Source organism: Nocardiopsis aegyptia (genome assembly GCF_013410755.1).
GTDB lineage: Bacteria > Actinomycetota > Actinomycetes > Streptosporangiales > Streptosporangiaceae > Nocardiopsis > Nocardiopsis aegyptia.
The window spans coordinates 5,541,430-5,557,517 of record NZ_JACCFS010000001.1; the positions used below are offsets into that span (position 1 = coordinate 5,541,430).

Consider the following 16,088-nt stretch of genomic DNA (forward strand, 5'->3'; position numbering starts at 1 on the left):
GGTCCGGCGCGAGGGCTCTAGGAGTACAGGTGCTGCTGGATCTCGTCGTCGAGGTCCACGAACTGCGCCTCCTGGCCGGCGGGCACGATCTCGTACGTGCGGTGCAGGAACTCCGCGAGCGGGGACACCTGCGTGTCGAACTCGGCCTGCCCGAAGGGCGAGGAGAGGGAGATGCTGACGGTGCGCTCGCCGCTGTCGTCCTTGGAGGGCCACACGCGCACGTCGCCCTCGCCGACCGGGCGGACGATGCCCACGGTCAGGAGCTCGCGGGCGAAGATCCACTCCACGGGGGTGTCCTCGCCCGTGTGGAAGGCCACGCGGATCGCGTACGGGTCGCTCGAGCCGTAGTCGAGTCGCGCGACCAGGGGAACCGCGGTGCGCTCCGGGACCACGAGCCGCAGGCCCAGCTCGGCGGTGGCAGTGGTGTCGCTACTGTTCATGTTCGCCAAACCTTTTCTCGTCCGGCCCAGCTGTTCCGGCGCGGGTCGGTTGCCGTCTCACTCGCTCCAACGCGGTCGTTCGCGGACTATGACGTGAGTACGGAGACTTTCTTGGTCGGACCGGAGGTCTCGCTGCCCGCCCAGCGGGCCCAGCGCGCCGCATGGCGGCTCCACGATCCTTCGTCACTGTAATGACCAGGGGAAACCAAAGATTTCCCCATGTCGCGTGGCCCGCGTCACGTAATGGTAATGACTCGGTGCCCCGCGGTGGGTGAGCGGGGGCGGGAACTCCTTCTGTGAGCGGCCTGCATGACGGGTCGGCGACTCCCCGGTGAACGCACAGATCCCCTGATGTGACCTCTGTCACACAGTGGCTCCGTCGTCCGGTGGGACGGTGTGCGCGGACACCCTCGAACATGCGCTAGAGTTCTTGTTGTCCGGCCGACAGGGCGGACGGGGCAGCAGCTCAGGGCGATTAGCTCAGTTGGCTAGAGCGCGTCGTTCACACCGACGAGGTCACTGGTTCGAGTCCAGTATCGCCCACAGCGCAGAGGGGCCGACTCCGTATCGAACGGAGTCGGCCCCTCTTTCGTGGTTTCGGTCCGGTCAGGACCAGGTAACGTGGAGCCTCATCTTCAGGACCGGGTTCCGGCTCGCTGGTAGCGGCGTATCGGGCGCGCCTATTCCGGGCGTGGGGACGTTCGGCGGGCCCTGGCGGCGCGGCGGGTCCGCCAGCGCGCGAGGTACTCGTCCTTCTTGCGGTGGCCGAAGCGCTCGACGCGCCTGCTCCACACCCGTACCGGCCGCACCAGGCTGTTCGCCCAACGGAACTCGGTGCTGAGGATGACCAGTCCCAGCAGGAGCGCGGCGACGCCCGGTCCGGGGAAGACCATCATGACCAGTCCCGCGAGGATGACGACGGTGCCGACCGTCCCGACGAGCACGCGCCAGGGGAGATGGAGCGCCGGATGGGTGTGCATGCGCCTGCGGAAGAGGCGCAGCCGTGCGCGCAGGCGCCGCCATCGGCGGACGTGGGCATGGTGAGTGGGGGATGTCTCCGGGGCCGGTGGGCCGCTCGATGGGCTCGGTGACATGCGCTCACAGTATTCGGTCGGAGTGAGTGGGAGCATTCGGTCGGCGGGGGAGGAGGTCGGATGTCTGCTGATTCTCACCGATCTTGCATCCGTGATCAATGGTCTTCCGACACGCTGTGGGCGCGTGCCGGTGAACGTGATGATTCGTGACAGATCGTCCTTGCATCTCCCTCTTCGGCGTTCTGTCCGCTGAGGGGTGTATCCCCCCGGGGTGGCCGAATCACGCGGACCGAATCGTGGGTCCGTGTGCCCCGAGGGCCCGGGACGCGGGCCTGTGGACGGCCGAAGCGGCCCCGGTCGGGAGCCGATAGCATCGAAGGCGAAACGCCAGGCCGCCCGCGGTGGTGGCACGCGCTCGCGTGCGCATCGCGCCCTGGTGTGCCACCCGACCCACGTCACCTCTAGGAGTCACCGTGTCCGCCGCGCCTGAGCTGCACATCACCCTCGCCGGAACCCCGCGTGCGGTGGCGGCCACGACCACGGCGGGACAGGCGCTGGACGCCGACGGCAGGACCGTCATCGCGGCACTGGTCAACGGCGAGCCGCGCGACCTCGCGCGCGAGCTGGCCGACGGCGACGTCGTCGAGCCGGTCACCATCGAGTCCGAGGAGGGGCGGGCGATCCTGCGCCACTCCACCGCGCACGTCCTCGCCCAGGCCGTCCAGGAGCTCTTCCCCGAGGCCAAGCTCGGCATCGGCCCGCCCGTGGAGAACGGCTTCTACTACGACTTCGACGTCGCCGAGCCGTTCACCCCCGCCGATCTCAAGAGCATCGAGAAGAAGATGCAGCAGATCATCAAGCAGGGGCAGCGCTTCGACCGCCGCGTCGTCACCGACGAGGAGGCGCGCGCCGAACTCGCCACCGAGCCCTACAAGCTGGAGCTCATCGGCATCAAGGGCAGCGACGCGGCCGAGGCCGCCGAGGGCGCCGGCGTCGAGGTGGGCGCGGGCGAGCTGACCGTCTACGACAACGTCCATCCGCGCACGGGCGAGCAGTGCTGGAAGGACCTGTGCCGGGGTCCGCACGTTCCCACCACCAAGGCCATCCCGGCCTTCAAGCTGATGCGCACCGCCGCCGCCTACTGGCGCGGCAAGGAGACCAACCCGCAGCTGCAGCGCGTCTACGGCACCGCCTGGGAGGACAAGGACGCCCTCAAGGCCTACCTCGCCTTCCTGGAGGAGGCGGAGAAGCGCGACCACCGCAAGCTCGGCTCCGAGCTGGACCTGTTCTCCATCCCGGACGAGATCGGCTCCGGCCTGGCGGTCTTCCACCCCCGGGGCGGCATCATCCGCCGCGTGATGGAGGACTACTCGCGCAAGCGGCACGAGGAGAGCGGCTACGAGTTCGTCTACTCCCCGCACGCCACCAAGAGCACGCTGTTCGAGAAGTCGGGGCACCTCGACTGGTACGCGGACGGCATGTACCCGCCCATGCAGCTCGACGGCGGCCAGGACTACTACCTGAAGCCGATGAACTGCCCGATGCACAACCTCATCTTCGACGCCCGCGGGCGCTCCTACCGCGAGCTGCCGATGCGCCTGTTCGAGTTCGGGACCGTGTACCGGTACGAGAAGTCCGGCGTGGTGCACGGACTCACCCGTGCCCGCGGCTTCACCCAGGACGACGCGCACATCTACTGCACCGAGGAGCAGATGGCGGACGAGCTCGACTCGCTACTGACCTTCGTGCTCGACCTGCTGCGCGACTACGGCCTGGACGACTTCTACCTGGAGCTGTCCACCAAGGACCCGGAGAAGTACATCGGTGACGACACGGTCTGGGCCGAGGCCACCGACACCCTGCGCCGAGCCGCGGAGAAGCAGGGCCTGGAACTGGTGATGGACCCGGGCGGTGCCGCCTTCTACGGCCCCAAGATCTCGGTCCAGGCCAAGGACGCCATCGGCCGTACCTGGCAGATGTCCACCATCCAGCTGGACTTCAACCTGCCCGAGCGCTTCGACCTGGAGTACACCGCCGCGGACGGTACCCGTCGGCGCCCGGTGATGATCCACCGCGCCCTGTTCGGTTCCATCGAGCGGTTCTTCGCGGTTCTGCTGGAGCACTACGCGGGCGCCTTCCCGGCCTGGCTCGCCCCGGTGCAGGCCGTGGGCATCCCCATCGCCGACGAACACGTGCCCTACCTCCAGGAGGTGGCCGCCAGGCTGCGCGCGGAGGGGGTCCGGGTCGAGGTCGACGCCAGCGACGACCGCATGCAGAAGAAGATCCGCAACGCCCAGAAGCAGAAGGTCCCGTTCATGCTGCTGGCCGGCGACGAGGACATCAGCAAGAACGCCGTGTCCTTCCGCTACCGCGACGGCTCCCAGAACAACGGCGTGCCGATCGACGAGGCGGTGGCGGAGATCGTGGCCGCCGTCCGCGAGCGCCGCTAGGGCGACTTCGGCGCGCGCCGCTCCGCGGGGTGATTCTCCGCGGCACAGGGCTTGGGGACGTGTCCGACGCAGGAGCGCCCGCCCGGAATTCCGGGCGGGCGCTCCTCGCGTTCGGGTCGGCGTCGGCCGGGGGCCGCTCCGCCCGCGATCCGGGGCCGGGATCCGCCGGTCGCCGGGACGCGGGGCGGGGGAGAGGGCGCTCAGCGGGCGGTGTGCGCCCCGGGACGCCGGGGCGGGCCCTGGGGCAGGCTCAGGAGTGTTCCCGCGGCGTCCGCGGCTCCTGGTCGTCCCGGAAGAGGTCCTCACGGGAGATGCGCGCCGTCGCGTTGGGGTCCGGGGCGGTCGCGGTCTCCTCCTCGTCGTCACTGAACAGGTCCGCACGCGAGATGCGGTGGGTCGCGTTGGGGTCGCTCATGCGTTCTCCTTGTGCGTTGGGGCAAGCCGGAGTTTATCCGGACCACATGACGAACACCGCACGTCGGTGACCGTGCGCCGGGAGTTCTGGCGCACTCCCGCGGGCGGTTCGTCCGGCGGGCCGGTGTCAGGCGCCGGGGGCGCGCCGCTTCCAGGCCTGTTCCGGGATCCGGTTGACGAGTTCGATGAGGTAGTCGGCGGCGGTCAGCGCCCGGTCCGGGTCCAGGCCCATCGGCGCCCAGGTCAGGACGTAGTCGCCGGTGAAGCGCACCGGCAGCGACCGCGACCGGGAGTCGGCCAGCAGCCAGGCCGCGGTGTCGTGGTCCAGGACGGAGCGGGTGAACTCGTCGTCGCTGCCCACGGCGTGGAAGGCGCTGCCGAACGCGGGATCCACGTCGCCGATGTCGTGGTCGGGCACGGTGCGGGGCAGGTCCCGGCGGCGGATCTCCAGTTCGGCGACGGGGCCGGGGGTGCGCACGGCCACCACGCGGTAGGTGTGCCGGGTGCGGCCGGTGCCGCGCCGGTCGGGGGCGGTGGCGGTGTGGGTGTGCTCGAACGCGGTGACCAGGTACTGCCCGCGCCGACCGGTGAGAACGTGCTGGGCGCGGGCGTGGTCACCGTGGACGGGGCGGGGGAGGACGGCGTCCTCCAGCGGGCGCGGGTGGTGTTCGGTGTAGTGCCAGCCGTGCTCGCGGGCCCAGGCACGCATCTCCGAGGAGCGTTCGGTGCGAAAGTGCGCGGCGACGGTGATCGCCCCCGCGGAGACCACGACGGCGACCAGTGCGATGACGGCGAGTACGCCTTCCATCGGGTGACTCCTCCGGCCGGGTGGACGCTCGACCATGGACTCGCGGCGGGACCCGCTGTGGGCGGGACGGGTCGTCGGGTCCGGTGTGGACCCGCACTGGCCTTTCGGGTCCATTCTGTGTCGGTTGCGAGTGCTTGTCACCCCTTCGAGTCGTCCTCCGGTGACCCTCGGGCACCACCGGCCGCTGCGGGTCCCACCCGTCCTCCGCGTCGCGGGTGGTCCACGGCGGCACCGGCGCCACACGTGCGCCGACGACCAGCGGAAACCCGCTGCTGGGGCGGGTTCCGCGGTGCGCGGTCGCGATGGTCGGCGCGGCGCTGCGCGGTGCGCAGGGGCCCGGCCGGCGCCCGGATTCGGTCCTGACCGGAACCGGCCACGGTCGACCCGTGCCCCGGCCCGACCGACGACCGGTACGGGCCGTCGGACCCCCGAGCCTTCACTGCGCGGTGCCGTTCCGGTTCGCGCAGGTGTAGGTGCCGTCGTCGCCGCGTCCCACGCTGTCATAGGACCAGCAGTGCAGCACGGGTGCGAGCGTCCACATCCGCAGCGCCATCACCACGACGAGGCAGGCGACCGCGGCCCGGCCGCCGAAGGACCGCCATCCGGAGAGCAGCAGCCCGAGGGCGGTCGCCGCGAGCGCGAGCACCAGGAGGAGGACCACCATCCACGACCGGTTCTCCCGCAGCCCGGGGAACGTCTCCATCTCCGTGGTCGCCCCGAAGCTCACCAGCACCAGGAGGACGGCGAAGCCGAAGAGCGCGGTGGCGGCGCAGCCGCGGAGTGCCCGGATCATCGGTGGCTCGGGCGGGCGGGGCGTTCGGTTCCTCATGCGGCTCATCCTCGCCGGTCCCGCCCGCACCGCGAACGGGGCGGGTGGTCGCGGTGGACCGCCCGCCCCGTTCGATGTCCTCGGGCTTAGGCCGGAAGTCCCAGTTCGCGGGCGATGAGCATCTTCTGCACCTCGCTGGTGCCCTCGCCGATCTCCAGGATCTTGGCGTCGCGGTAGAACCGGCCCACCGGGAACTCGTTCATGAACCCGTATCCGCCGAACACCTGCGTCGCGTCACGGGCGTTGTCCATCGCCGCGTTGGAGGCGATGAGCTTGGCGATCGCCGCCTCCTTCTTGAACGGCTCGCCCGCCAGCATCCGCGAGGCCGCGTCGTAGTACGCCAGCCGCGCGGTGTGCGCCCGGGCCTCCATCTCGGCGATCTTGAACTGGATCGCCTGGTACTCGCCGATGGTGTGCCCGAACGCGCTGCGCTCGTGGGCGTAGCGCACGCTCTCGTCCACGCACCCCTGCGCCAGGCCCACCGACAGCGCGGCGATCGCGATCCGGCCCTCGTCGAGGATCCGCAGGAACTGCGCGTACCCGCGCCCCCGCTCGCCCACCAGGTTGGCCTCGGGCACCCGGCAGTCCTCGAACACCAGCTCGTTGGTGTCCGAGGCGTTCCACCCCACCTTGGAGTAGTGCTGCCCGATCGAGAACCCCGGTGTGCCCGCCGGCACCAGGATCGCCGAGATCTCCGGGCGCCCGTCCTCGCGCCGGCCGGTCACGGCCGTGACCGTCACCAGCGAGGTGATGTCGGTCCCCGAGTTGGTGATGAACGACTTCGTCCCGTTGATCACCCACTCCCCGCCCTCCAGGCGCGCCGTGGTCCGGGTGCCGCCCGCGTCCGAGCCGCCGCCGGGCTCGGTGAGGCCGAACGCGCCCAGCGCCTCTCCGGAGCACAGCCGTGGCAGGTAGGTCTTCCTCTGGTCGTCGGACCCGAACCGGTACAGCGGCATCGCGCCCAGCGACACTCCGGCCTCCAGGGTGATCGCCACCGAGGAGTCGACCCGGGCCAGTTCCTCCAGGGCCAGGCACAGCGCGAAGTAGTCGCCGCCCATCCCCCCGTGCTCCTCGGGGAAGGGCAGCCCGAACAGCCCCATCCGCCCCATCTTCGCGACGATGTCGTAGGGGAAGGCGCCCCTCTCGTAGAAGTCGCCGATGACCGGGGCGACCTCGGTCCGGGCGAACTCCTCCACGGCGGCCCTCAGGTCGGCGTGCTCGGTCGACAGCTCGTGACGGTTCATCACTGGTTCTCCTCGCTGGTGGCGGGGGTGGGGTCGGAGGCCGCCGGCGGGTGCGCCGCGGCCTCCGGGGCGGGCTCGACGGTGACCAGGACGGCGTCCATCGGTACGGACGCCCCCGGCCGGACCGCCACGGTGGCGACGGTTCCGTCGATCGGGGAGGGCACGGAGTGCTCCATCTTCATCGCTTCGACGACGGCCACCGGCGTGCCCGCCGTGACCGCCTGGCCCACCTCGACCGGGACGGCGAGCACCGTGCCGGGCATGGGGCTGCGCACGGTCCCGTCGCCCGCGGCGGCGTCGTCGCGCAGGGCGGCGGCCACGGGCTCCTCGTGCAGGGTCCACGCGGTGCCGTCCGCGCCGAGCCACCGGTGGTCGGTGGCCGGGTCGAAGGCCCGCGTGTAGGTGCGGCTGGTCCCGTCGTAGCCGACCGTCAGGCGGGTGCCGTCCGCGGCCCGGTGGGCGCGGGCCGCGACGGGCGCGACCGGCTCGGCGGAGTCCGCCGGGGCGCCCGGCACTTGCGCCGCGTCCTCCTCCACCCGGACCAGGAAGGCTCCGGGCCCGGTGCGGCGGACCCGCACCACGGCGGAGTCGTGCCGGGGCGCGCGCAGCCGCCACCGGGTCCAGGCCGGCCCGCCCATGCGCCAGCCGTCGGGGACGGCGAACCGGTCCGCCGCCGCGCCGTCGGACTCCTCCAGGTCGAGCTGGTGGTCCAGTGCCGCGGCCGCGTACACCTCCGGGGGCACCCGGTCCGGGGCGGGCTCCGGGGGCTCGGTCTCGATGAGGTCGGTGCTCAGGTCACCGGCCACCACGCGCGGATGGCGCAGCAGGCGGCGCAGGAACGCGGTGTTGGTGACGCAGCCCAGCAGCAGGTACCCCGCCAGCGCCTCGTCCATCCGGCGCAGCGCCTCGGCGCGGTCCGCGCCCCACGTGACGACCTTGGCGAGCATGGGGTCGAACGACGACGTGACCGCGCCGCCCTCGGTGATCCCCGAGTCCACCCGCACCAGCGCGCCCGAGGGCTCCGACAGCGACAGGATCGGCCCGCCGGTGGGCAGGAAGCCCCGGTCGGCGTCCTCGGCGTAGATCCGGCACTCCACGGCGTGCCCGCGCAGGGACACGTCGGCCTGCCCGAACGGCAGCGGCTCGCCCCGGGCCACCCGGATCTGCAGCTCGACGAGGTCGATGCCGCGCACGCCGTCGATCGCCACGGCCTCCTCGGTCACCGGGTGCTCGACCTGCAGGCGGGTGTTCATCTCCAGGAAGGAGAACGACAGGGACCCGTCCGGGTCGGCCTCGGCGATGAACTCCACGGTGCCCGCGCCCACGTAGCCGCAGGCCCGGGCGGCGGCGACCGCGGACTCGCCCATGAGGGCCCGCTGCTCGGCGGTCAACAGCGGCGAGGGGGCCTCCTCCACCACCTTCTGGTGCCGCCGCTGCAGGCTGCACTCGCGTTCGCCCAGGTGCACGACGTTGCCGTGGGCGTCGGCCAGGACCTGCACCTCGATGTGGCGGGGACGCTGTACCAGCCGTTCCACCAGCAGTGTGGCGTCGCCGAAGGAGGCCGCGGCCTCCCGGCGGGCGGCCGCGACGCTGTCGGCCAGGTCGGCGGGGGAGTGCACCGCGCGCATCCCCTTGCCGCCACCGCCGGCCGACGGCTTGATGAGCAGGGGGTACCCGGTGTCCCGGGCCGCGCCGAGCAGGTCCTCGTCGCTCATCGGCTGCCCGGGTTTCTCAGTGAACCCGCCCAGAACCGGGACGCCGGCGCCGGCGACGGTGTCCTTGGCGCTGATCTTGTCGCCCATGGCGTCGATGGCGGCGGCGGGCGGGCCGACGAACACCAGGCCCGCCTCGGCGCAGGCCCGGGCGAAGGCGGCGTTCTCCGACAGGAAGCCGTAGCCGGGGTGGACCATCGTGGCGCCGCTCTCCACGGCCGCGGCGACGATCGCGGCGGAGTCGAGGTAGCCGTCCACGCGCAGCGCCCGGTCGGCGGCCAGCGTGTGCGGTGCGTCGGCGTCGGCGTCGGTGAACACGGCCACCGAGCCCAGGCCCATCCGGCGCAGCGTGCGCATGACGCGCAGGGCGATCTCGCCCCGGTTGGCGACCAGCACGGTGGCAGGCCGTTCGACGGGTACCGGAGGTACGGAGGGTGCGGACGTCGTTGTCAAGGGTTCCTCACATCCGGAAGACGCCGTAGCCCACCGGCTCCAGCGGAGCGTGGCGGGCGGCGGACAGGGCCATGGCGAGAACGTCGCGGGTGTCGGCGGGGTCGATGACCCCGTCGTCCCACAGGCGCGCGGTGGAGTAGTACGGGCTGCCCTGCTCCTCGTACTGGTCGCGGATGGGCGCCTTGAAGGCCTCCTCGTCCTGCTCGGACCACTCCTCGCCGCGCGCGGAGAGCTGGTCGCGGCGCACGGTGGACAGCACCGAGGCCGCCTGCTCCCCGCCCATCACGGAGATGCGGGCGTTGGGCCACATCCACAGGAAGCGGGGCGAGTAGGCGCGGCCGCACATGCTGTAGTTGCCCGCGCCGAACGAACCGCCGACGACCACGGTGAACTTGGGCACGCGGGCGCAGGCCACGGCCGTGACCATCTTGGCGCCGTGCTTGGCGATACCGCCCGCCTCGTAGTCGCGGCCCACCATGAACCCGGAGATGTTCTGCAGGAACACCAGCGGGATGGAGCGCCGGTCGCACAGCTCGATGAAGTGGGCGCCCTTGAGCGCGGACTCGGCGAACAGGATGCCGTTGTTGGCGATGATGCCCACGGGGTGCCCGTGGATGTGCGCGAACCCGGTGACCAGGGTGGTGCCGTACTCGGCCTTGAACTCGGTGAACTCGCTGCCGTCCACGACCCGGGCGATGACCTCGCGCACGTCGTAGGGCGTGCGGGTGTCGGCGGGCACGACGCCGTACAGCTCCTGGGGATCGTGCGCCGGCGGGCGGGGCTCGCGCACCTCCCACGCCGGCTCGCCGACCGGCCCCAGGGTGTCGGCCACGCGCCGCACGATGGTGAGCGCGTGGGCGTCGTCGTCGGCCAGGTGGTCGGTCACGCCGGACACGCGCGAGTGCAGGTCGCCGCCGCCCAGCTCCTCGGCGGTGACGACCTCGCCGGTGGCCGCCTTCACCAGCGGCGGCCCGCCCAGGAAGATCGTGCCCTGGTCGCGGACGATGACGGCCTCGTCGCTCATCGCCGGGACGTAGGCGCCCCCGGCCGTGCACGAGCCCAGCACCGCGGCGATCTGCGGGATCCCCATCCGCGACATGGTGGCCTGGTTGTAGAAGATGCGTCCGAAGTGCTCGCGGTCGGGGAACACGTCGTCCTGCATGGGCAGGAACGCGCCGCCGGAGTCGGCCAGGTAGACGCACGGCAGCCGGTTGTGCAGCGCCACCTCCTGCGCCCGCAGGTGCTTCTTCACCGTCATCGGGTAGTAGCTGCCGCCCTTGACCGTGGCGTCGTTGGCGACCACGACCGTCGGGCGGCCGGCCACCCGGCCCACACCCGCGATCATGCCGGCTCCGGGCGCGTCCTGGCCGTCGGCGCCGTAGAGCCCGTAGGCGGCCAGGGGCGCGATCTCCAGGAAGGGGGAACCGGGGTCGAGGAGGAGGTCGACGCGGTCGCGCGGCAGGAGTTTGCCGCGTTCGACGTGTCGTGCCCGGGTCTTCTCCGGGCCGCCCAGGGCGGCGGTCGCGATCCGCTCGCGCAGCTCCAGGGCGAGGGCGCGGTTCGCCGCGTCGTTGGCGGCGAACGCGGGCCCGGCGGTGTCCACCGCCGAGCCGAGCACGGGTGCCCTGCTCATGGTGTCCTCTCGTGGAGGGATGTTAATGCTCACTAACACGAGTGATGTTAGTAACTACTAACATGTGTGTCCAGACCGACGCGCGAAACGGGCGCGACCACCGCGGGAGAGGCGGGCGTACATGGGGTCCAGACCGACGGGGGAGCGCCGGACGGCGATCCTGGGGGCGGCCGCGGAGCTGTTCGCCGAACGCGGGTTCCGCGGGGTGACCATCGACGACCTCGGTCGCGCCGTGGGGACCAGCGGTCCCGCCCTCTACCGGCACTTCCCCGGCAAGGAGGCCCTGCTGGGCGAGGTGCTGGTGGACATCAGCGACCGACTGGCCCGCCAGGGCGCCGAGCTCGTGGCCGCGGCGCGGGACTCGCGGGAGGCCCTGGACCTGCTGTTGCGCGGGCACATCGCGTTCGCCCTGGACGAGCCCGCTCTCATCACGGTCCACGACCGCGAACTCGGCCACCTCACCGAGGCCGACCTGTACCGTGTCCGTCGCCTCCAGCGCGGCTATGTCGAACAGTGGGTGGGCGTCCTGGCCGACCTGCGCCCCCACGACTCCGACGACGTTCTGCGCGCCGCCGTGCACGCCGCGTTCGGCCTGCTCAACTCCACCCCGCACAGCCGCGGCGGCCTCGGCCGCGAGGAGATGGCGGACCTGCTGCGGACCATGGGGACCGCCGCGCTCACCGCCCCGGTCGCGGTCGCGGCGAACAGCGCCGCTCATTGACCGTAGCTTGACCCGCTCGTGGGTAGGTCGGCGCCGACAGCTCCCCCGGGGAGCCGCGGGGGAGAGCAGGCGAGCGAGGGAGACTGCTCCATGTCCGACGGACCGAACACGCGTCCCGGCGCGTCCACCACCACCAACGCGGGGCGCCCGGTGTCCAGCGACGAGCACTCGCTGAGCGTGGGCCGGGACGGGCCGGTGGTCCTGCACGACGCGTACCTGATCGAGAAGATGGCGCACTTCAACCGCGAGCGCGTGCCCGAGCGCGTCGTGCACGCCAAGGGCGGCGGAGCCTACGGGACCTTCCGGGTGACGGGCGACGTCCGGGAGTTCACCCGCGCCGACGTGTTCCAACCCGGCCGGGAGACGCCCCTGCTGGCGCGGTTCTCCAGTGTCGCGGGCGAGATGGGCAGCCCGGACACCTGGCGCGACCCACGCGGGTTCGCGCTGAAGTTCTACACGCGGCACGGCAACTACGACCTGGTCGGCAACAACACCCCGGTGTTCTTCATGCGCGACCCCCAGAAGTTCCAGGACTTCATCCGCTCCCAGAAGCGCGATCCGCGGACCGGTCTGCGCGACCACACCATGCAGTGGGACTACTGGTCGCTGTCGCCGGAGTCGGCGCACCAGGTCACCTGGCTCATGGGGGACCGCGGCATCCCCAGGAACTGGCGCCGCATGGACGGCTTCGGCTCGCACACGTACATGTGGGTCAACGCCGAGGGGCGCCGCGTGTGGGTGAAGTACCACTTCCTCACCGACCAGGGCAACGACTTCCTGCCGCAGGCGGAGGCCGACCTCCTGGCCGGGCAGGACGCCGACTTCTACCGGCGCGACCTGTCCACGGCGATCGAGAGGGGCGACCACCCGTCGTGGACGCTCAAGGTGCAGATCATGCCGGCGGAGGACGCGGCCGACTACCGGTTCAACCCGTTCGACCTGACCAAGGTGTGGCCGCACGCGGACTACCCGCTGATCGAGGTCGGCCGGATGACGCTGAAGGAGAACCCGGAGAACCACCACATCCACGTCGAGCAGGCGGCCTTCGAGCCGTCCAACCTCGTGCCGGGCATCGGGCCGTCGCCGGACAAGATGCTGCTCGCGCGGATGTTCTCCTACCCCGACGCCCACCGGTACCGGATCGGCGTCAACTACGACGAGCTGCCGCCCAACCGGCCGCGCGTGCCGGTGCGCTCCTACGCCAAGGACGGGCGGATGCGCTCCTTCGCCCCGGACACCGCGGCGCCCTACCACCCGAACTCCTTCGGCGGCCCGGACGCGGGCGAACAGACCGGCGTGGACGAGGCGTCGTGGCCGGTGGAGGCGGGTGAGCTGGTGCGCGAGGCCTACTCCGCGCACCGGGACGACGACGACTTCGTCCAGCCCCGGGCGCTCATCCGCGACGTCATGGACGACGCCGCGCGCGAGCGGCTGGTGTCCAACATCGCCGGGCACATGTCCTCGGTCGCCGACCACGGGGTCCTGACCCGCGCCCTGAAGTACTGGCGCGACGTGGACTCCGACATCGGTGAGCGGGTGGCCGCCGCGCTCAACGGCGGCTGACCGTCCGGCCCGGAGCACGGGACGGGGCGGACGGTCCTCGCGGCCGCCCGCCCCGTCCCGGCGGTCCCTACGGCAGGGCGCCCGTGACGTCCCCGACACCGCCGGCCGGGGCCTCCGGCGCCTCGACCGGGGCCTCGGGCAGTTCGGCGTCCGGCAGTTCGGCGTCCGGGAGCTCAGCGGGTGCCTCCGGCAGCTCGACCGCCTCCAGCGCGCCCGCCGGGTCCTCCATGGCGGCCAGCTCGGCGATGACGGCGACGGCGTCCTCGTCGCCCAGCAGCTCGACCACGGCCGGGTCGCTCAGGAGGGCGACGACCTCCTCGTCCTCCAGCAGGGCGAGCGCCTCCTCCGACAGTTCGCCGGCGGTCTCCTGGGCGGTTCCGGTGCCGCCCTCGACGGCGTCGACGGCCGCCTCCTCGGGCGGCGGCTCGGCGAGAGCGGTACCGGTGCCGGCGATGCACAGGCCGCCGGCCACGGCGGTGGCGACGGCGATCTTGGTGAACGCACGCATACGCGTTGTCAGTCCTTCCGATGAGAGGGCCACGCATCTGGTAGTCGCGTGACCACACACAGTCAACAAGTCTGCGTGCTGTGCGGTCATGCGGGGGTTACATGGCGGAGAAGCGGCAGTATTCCTTTTCGCGCCAGCACAAAAGACGGACAAAGAGCGCGGAACGTCCGGTGCGGGAACACGCGCGAAGGGTTCCCGCGCACGTACATTCGGCCGCGGTGAAGTGGGTACGCCCCACGTCCCGGCCTCGTCCGGGTGTGACGGACGTACCGCACCACGACACGAAGAAGGAGCGGTGTACCAATGTCTCGGCCTCGGATCGTGGTGGTAGGCGCGGGTTTCGGCGGCGTCCACACCCTGCGTCACCTCGAACGCCGTATCCCGACAGGGGCGGCCGACATCGCCCTCGTCGCACCACACGACTACATGCTCTACAGCCCCTTGCTGCCCCAGGTGGCCTCGGGGCTGCTCACGCCCCAGTCGGTCGCGATGTCCGTGCACCGGCTCACCCGGGACACCCGGCTGATCCCCGGGCACGCCGTCGGCGTCGACACCGCCGACCGCACGGTCGTCGTACGCCGGCCCACCGGGGAGCTGGCACCGGTGCCCTACGACCGCCTGGTCCTGGCCCCCGGCGGCCTGACCCGGGGCTTCGACATCCCCGGCCTGACCGAGCACGCGTACGGAGCCAAGACCCTCGCCGAGGCGGTGCTGCTGCGCGACCACGTCCTGGCCCAGCTCGAACTCGCCAACGACAGCCGCGACCCGGTCGAACGTGAGGAGCGCTGCCGCTTCATCGTCGTCGGCGGCGGCTACACCGGCGTGGAGACCGCGGCCTCGCTCATGCGCCTGACCGAGGAGGCCGCCCGGCGCTACCCCGAACTGCGGTCGGTGATCCGCTGGCACCTGGTCGACATCGCGCCCAAGGTGCTGCCGGAACTCGGCGACCGGCTCGGCCGCCGGGCGCTGGACATGCTGCGCTCGATGGGGATCGAGGTCAAGCTCAAGGTCAGCGTCCGCGAGGTCACCGCCGACAAGGTGGTCCTCACCGACGGGCGGGCCCTGCCCTGCCGCACGCTCATCTGGACCGCGGGCGTGGCGCCCAGCCCGCTCATGGAGACGCTGGGCAAGCCCACCCAGCGCGGGCGCCTGGAGGTCGACTCCGACCTGCGCGTCCCGGGCCTGCCCGAGGTCTTCGCGGTCGGCGACGCCGCGGCGGTGCCCAACCTGTCGCACCCCGAGAGCCCGTACTGCCCGCCGACCGCCCAGTACGCCAGCCGGCAGGCGGCGACCGCGGCGGAGAACGTGTGCTCCTCGATCCTGGGGCGGCCGATGCGGGAGTTCCGGCACCGCGACATGGGGCTCGTGGTGGACCTGAGCGGCAAGGACGCCCTCGCCCGCGTGCTGCAGTTCGAACTCACCGGGCTGCCCGCGCTGGCCGTCACCCGCGGCTACCACGTGGCGGCGGTGCCCTCGGCACCCGCGCGGGCCCGCATCATGGCCAACTGGGCGATCAGGGCGGCCACCGGCGGGGAGGTCTCGCGGCTCGGCTTCGCCGACGACGGGCGCCCGGCGTCGTTCGTGGCCAACGAGGACGTGCACTACCTGGACACCGAGAGCGCGGGCCGGGAGGGCGCCCGGCTGCGGGAGAACCTGCGCGAGCGCTACGGCGAGGACTGAGGCGGACGCGGCGCGGCGGTGCGCGCCCGCACGGCGCGGACCCGCCGCCAGCGGTAGCAGAGGACCACGGCGGTGGCGGCGACGGTGACCGCCACCGCCAGCGCGGTCGGCCAGGGCCCCAGGAGGGCGACGGCCCGCTCGACGTAGCCGCGGCTGGCCGAGGACGGGTCGGCCAGGACCGCGGTCACGAACGCGGCGGCCAGCAGCGTCGTCGCGGCGGCCACCGCCCGGCCGATCCGGCCGGTCAGGCCCATGCGGCGGCGCAGGATGCCGCCGGCTTCGATGATCCGGGTGACGCGCAGCAGAGGGAGGGCCCCGAAGGCGCGCACCATGCGCAGGACCTGGGCCGGGCCGAGGGCGAAGAGGACGGCGGGCACGGTCACGGCCGCGATGACGGTCGCCCACCAGTGCGTGCGCAGCCACTCCCGCTTGTTGTCGGCCAGCGCGATGAGCATGATCCACTCGCCCCACAGGACGATGCCGGCCGCCCAGTTGATCCGGTCGCCGACCGTGGCCCAGGCCCCCTCGCCCCAGACACCGAGGAAGAGGGCCGGCACGGACACGACCGCCGCGATGAGGACGGGAACCGCCAACCGCCG

At 72.2% G+C, this 16,088-nt stretch carries 14 protein-coding genes and 1 tRNA gene; 5 read left to right on the top strand and 10 right to left on the bottom strand.

Translation table 11 applies throughout. The features are described 5' to 3' along the window. Positions 1 to 17: 17 nt before the first annotated feature. On the bottom strand, positions 18 to 440 hold the full coding sequence (locus HNR10_RS24795) for an SsgA family sporulation/cell division regulator (RefSeq protein WP_179827483.1): 423 nt from the start codon (positions 438 to 440) through the stop codon (positions 18 to 20). Between the two features lie 469 nt (positions 441 to 909). On the opposite strand from HNR10_RS24795, the gene HNR10_RS24800 reads away from it, so the two are divergent. Then, a tRNA-Val gene (locus HNR10_RS24800) sits at positions 910 to 983 on the top strand. Positions 984 to 1,120: 137 nt separating this feature from the next. On the opposite strand, the gene HNR10_RS24805 is transcribed toward HNR10_RS24800, so the two are convergent. Next, positions 1,121 to 1,420, bottom strand: coding sequence for a PGPGW domain-containing protein (locus HNR10_RS24805; RefSeq protein ID WP_179827484.1), 300 nt, complete (start codon positions 1,418 to 1,420; stop codon positions 1,121 to 1,123). A 527-nt stretch (positions 1,421 to 1,947) separates the two neighbouring features. Between HNR10_RS24805 and thrS the strand changes: the two genes are divergently transcribed. Continuing rightward, on the top strand, positions 1,948 to 3,924 hold the full coding sequence (gene thrS / locus HNR10_RS24810; RefSeq protein WP_179827485.1) for a threonine--tRNA ligase: 1,977 nt from the start codon (positions 1,948 to 1,950) through the stop codon (positions 3,922 to 3,924). 250 nt (positions 3,925 to 4,174) lie between these two features. Here thrS and HNR10_RS24815 read toward each other — a convergent pair whose 3' ends face one another. The 6 genes from HNR10_RS24815 to HNR10_RS24840 all read right to left on the bottom strand — a co-directional run bounded on the left by HNR10_RS24815 (position 4,175) and on the right by HNR10_RS24840 (position 11,002). Further along, positions 4,175 to 4,339 (bottom strand): hypothetical protein, encoded by a 165-nt coding sequence (locus HNR10_RS24815; protein WP_179827486.1) that lies wholly within the window; start codon positions 4,337 to 4,339, stop codon positions 4,175 to 4,177. A gap of 126 nt (positions 4,340 to 4,465) precedes the next feature. Next, on the bottom strand, positions 4,466 to 5,146 hold the full coding sequence (locus HNR10_RS24820) for a hypothetical protein (protein ID WP_179827487.1): 681 nt from the start codon (positions 5,144 to 5,146) through the stop codon (positions 4,466 to 4,468). A 436-nt stretch (positions 5,147 to 5,582) separates the two neighbouring features. Continuing rightward, entirely contained in the window at positions 5,583 to 5,975 is a 393-nt protein-coding gene (locus tag HNR10_RS24825) for a hypothetical protein (protein ID WP_179827488.1), read from the bottom strand. Between the two features lie 86 nt (positions 5,976 to 6,061). Beyond that, positions 6,062 to 7,219, bottom strand: coding sequence for an acyl-CoA dehydrogenase family protein (locus tag HNR10_RS24830; RefSeq protein ID WP_179827497.1), 1,158 nt, complete (start codon positions 7,217 to 7,219; stop codon positions 6,062 to 6,064). Beyond that, positions 7,219 to 9,288 carry an ATP-binding protein gene (locus tag HNR10_RS24835; RefSeq protein WP_246407640.1) on the bottom strand — a complete coding sequence of 690 codons (2,070 nt, stop codon included), beginning with the start codon at positions 9,286 to 9,288 and terminating at the stop codon, positions 7,219 to 7,221. Before HNR10_RS24835 ends, HNR10_RS24830 begins: the two co-directional genes overlap by 1 nt. 103 nt (positions 9,289 to 9,391) lie before the next feature. Beyond that, positions 9,392 to 11,002, bottom strand: coding sequence for a carboxyl transferase domain-containing protein (locus HNR10_RS24840; protein WP_179829947.1), 1,611 nt, complete (start codon positions 11,000 to 11,002; stop codon positions 9,392 to 9,394). Between the two features lie 136 nt (positions 11,003 to 11,138). Here HNR10_RS24840 and HNR10_RS24845 point away from each other — a divergent pair, with 136 nt between their 5' ends. Together HNR10_RS24845 and HNR10_RS24850 are read left to right on the top strand one after the other, a co-directional pair. Continuing rightward, on the top strand, positions 11,139 to 11,738 hold the full coding sequence (locus HNR10_RS24845) for an SACE_7040 family transcriptional regulator (protein WP_179827499.1): 600 nt from the start codon (positions 11,139 to 11,141) through the stop codon (positions 11,736 to 11,738). A 90-nt stretch (positions 11,739 to 11,828) separates the two neighbouring features. Then, positions 11,829 to 13,301 carry a catalase gene (locus HNR10_RS24850; RefSeq protein WP_179827501.1) on the top strand — a complete coding sequence of 491 codons (1,473 nt, stop codon included), beginning with the start codon at positions 11,829 to 11,831 and terminating at the stop codon, positions 13,299 to 13,301. A gap of 67 nt (positions 13,302 to 13,368) precedes the next feature. Here HNR10_RS24850 and HNR10_RS24855 read toward each other — a convergent pair whose 3' ends face one another. Further along, on the bottom strand, positions 13,369 to 13,809 hold the full coding sequence (locus HNR10_RS24855; RefSeq protein WP_179827503.1) for a hypothetical protein: 441 nt from the start codon (positions 13,807 to 13,809) through the stop codon (positions 13,369 to 13,371). Positions 13,810 to 14,112: 303 nt separating this feature from the next. Here HNR10_RS24855 and HNR10_RS24860 point away from each other — a divergent pair, with 303 nt between their 5' ends. Continuing rightward, positions 14,113 to 15,489, top strand: coding sequence for an NAD(P)/FAD-dependent oxidoreductase (locus HNR10_RS24860; RefSeq protein WP_179827505.1), 1,377 nt, complete (start codon positions 14,113 to 14,115; stop codon positions 15,487 to 15,489). Here HNR10_RS24860 and HNR10_RS24865 read toward each other — a convergent pair. After that, the gene (locus tag HNR10_RS24865) at positions 15,474 to 16,052 is read right to left on the bottom strand and encodes a metal-sensitive transcriptional repressor family protein (protein ID WP_376769802.1); all 579 of its coding nucleotides are present in this window, start codon (positions 16,050 to 16,052) and stop codon (positions 15,474 to 15,476) included. The two genes, HNR10_RS24860 and HNR10_RS24865, sit on opposite strands and share 16 nt — an antisense overlap. Positions 16,053 to 16,088: the final 36 nt, after the last annotated feature.

Excerpts from the sequence above, each read along its gene's own strand:
- HNR10_RS24795 (WP_179827483.1), bottom strand. The coding sequence starts at position 440 with ATGAACAGTAGCGACACCACTGCCACCGCCGAGCTGGGCCTGCGGCTC.
- HNR10_RS24820 (WP_179827487.1), bottom strand. The coding sequence starts at position 5,146 with ATGGAAGGCGTACTCGCCGTCATCGCACTGGTCGCCGTCGTGGTCTCC.
- HNR10_RS24815 (WP_179827486.1), bottom strand. The coding sequence starts at position 4,339 with ATGAGCGACCCCAACGCGACCCACCGCATCTCGCGTGCGGACCTGTTC.
- HNR10_RS24850 (WP_179827501.1), top strand. The coding sequence starts at position 11,829 with ATGTCCGACGGACCGAACACGCGTCCCGGCGCGTCCACCACCACCAAC.
- HNR10_RS24845 (WP_179827499.1), top strand. The coding sequence starts at position 11,139 with ATGGGGTCCAGACCGACGGGGGAGCGCCGGACGGCGATCCTGGGGGCG.
- HNR10_RS24835 (WP_246407640.1), bottom strand. The coding sequence starts at position 9,288 with ATGCGCACGCTGCGCCGGATGGGCCTGGGCTCGGTGGCCGTGTTCACC.
- HNR10_RS24805 (WP_179827484.1), bottom strand. The coding sequence starts at position 1,420 with ATGCACACCCATCCGGCGCTCCATCTCCCCTGGCGCGTGCTCGTCGGG.
- HNR10_RS24855 (WP_179827503.1), bottom strand. The coding sequence starts at position 13,809 with ATGCGTGCGTTCACCAAGATCGCCGTCGCCACCGCCGTGGCCGGCGGC.
- HNR10_RS24830 (WP_179827497.1), bottom strand. The coding sequence starts at position 7,219 with ATGAACCGTCACGAGCTGTCGACCGAGCACGCCGACCTGAGGGCCGCC.
- HNR10_RS24825 (WP_179827488.1), bottom strand. The coding sequence starts at position 5,975 with ATGAGGAACCGAACGCCCCGCCCGCCCGAGCCACCGATGATCCGGGCA.
- HNR10_RS24860 (WP_179827505.1), top strand. The coding sequence starts at position 14,113 with ATGTCTCGGCCTCGGATCGTGGTGGTAGGCGCGGGTTTCGGCGGCGTC.